The sequence below is a fragment of the Dietzia sp. NPDC055343 genome (assembly GCF_053645265.1).
This window is the reverse complement of sequence record NZ_JBSHMJ010000149.1, coordinates 1-1,406: the sequence shown is the minus strand read 5'-3', so window position 1 is coordinate 1,406 and position 1,406 is coordinate 1. Positions and strand designations below refer to the sequence as shown.

At 62.3% G+C, this 1,406-nt stretch carries 2 protein-coding genes; both read left to right on the top strand.

The window, feature by feature from the left end; genetic code table 11:
- Positions 1–203: 203 nt before the first annotated feature.
- Positions 204–257 (top strand): chloramphenicol resistance leader peptide, encoded by a 54-nt coding sequence (locus ACWIE7_RS19260; protein WP_011113070.1) that lies wholly within the window; start codon positions 204–206, stop codon positions 255–257.
- Between the two features lie 21 nt (positions 258–278).
- On the top strand, positions 279–1,406 hold a 1,128-nt coding region (cmx, locus tag ACWIE7_RS19255), incomplete at its 3' end, for a chloramphenicol efflux MFS transporter Cmx (RefSeq protein ID WP_454070345.1).

Genomic DNA, 1,406 nt, shown 5'->3' with positions numbered 1-1,406 from the left:
TGTGATGTCCAGGGACGTTGTTCTGGCCCCCGCCCGTAATGACACCGTGCCGATTCAAGAAGTATCTGTCCAGACCGCTTGCCATTGAAGGCATGTTAGAGTTTGGGGCATGTCGAGTCCCGAATCAGACAGGTCAGGGGTTGTCGGTCACACCGCCAGCCCCTTGAACCACTAGTTACGACGCCCACGATCTGTGTGGGCGTATGTCTGGCGTACCCGGGGCGCTGGCCGTGGTGACAAGAAGAACCATTTCTTGATCTCACACCTCGGAGTACTCGATGCCTTTTGCCCTTTACATGCTTGCCCTGGCGGTCTTCGTCATGGGCACTTCAGAATTCATGCTCGCGGGATTGCTCCCCGCGATCGCGACCGAACTTGACGTCTCGGTCGGCACTGCGGGCCTGCTGACCTCCGCATTCGCAGTCGGTATGGTCGTCGGCGCGCCAGTGATGGCGGCATTCGCTCGCCGTTGGCCACCGCGGCTCACATTGATCGTTTGCCTTCTCGTGTTCGCGGGAAGCCACGTCATCGGAGCGATGACACCAGTGTTCTCTCTCCTGCTCATCACCCGGGTGCTCAGCGCTCTCGCAAACGCAGGATTCCTCGCCGTAGCACTGAGCACGGCCACTACCCTCGTGCCAGCGAACCAGAAGGGGCGTGCACTGTCGATCCTGCTCTCCGGCACGACGATCGCAACCGTCGTGGGCGTCCCCGCCGGGGCACTGCTCGGCACAGCGCTGGGCTGGCGAACGACGTTCTGGGCGATCGCCATCCTCTGTATTCCCGCGGCCGTTGGAGTCATTCGTGGCGTCACGAACAATGTTGGTCGGAGCGAGACTAGCGCGACCTCACCAAGGCTCCGTGTCGAGCTCAGCCAGTTGGCGACGCCGCGGCTCATCCTGGCCATGGCACTCGGAGCGCTGATCAACGGAGGGACCTTTGCGGCATTCACCTTCCTGGCACCCATCGTGACCGAGACCGCGGGCTTGGCCGAAGCGTGGGTGTCCGTCGCGCTGGTGATGTTCGGCATCGGATCGTTCCTTGGCGTCACGATCGCAGGACGACTATCAGATCAACGACCTGGCCTCGTGCTCGCAGTCGGCGGACCGCTATTGCTGACAGGCTGGATCGTGTTGGCAGTGGTCGCATCTCATCCCGTTGCGCTTATCGTCCTCGTCCTCGTTCAGGGATTCCTGTCGTTCGGCGTCGGCAGTACTCTGATCACGCGTGTGCTGTATGCAGCATCGGGTGCGCCAACGATGGGCGGTTCGTACGCAACCGCAGCATTGAATATCGGAGCTGCAGCGGGGCCCGTGCTTGGTGCGCTCGGGCTCGCGACCGGGCTGGGGCTGCTCGCGCCGGTTTGGGTCGCTTCGGTGCTGACAGCGATCGCTCTCGTCATCATG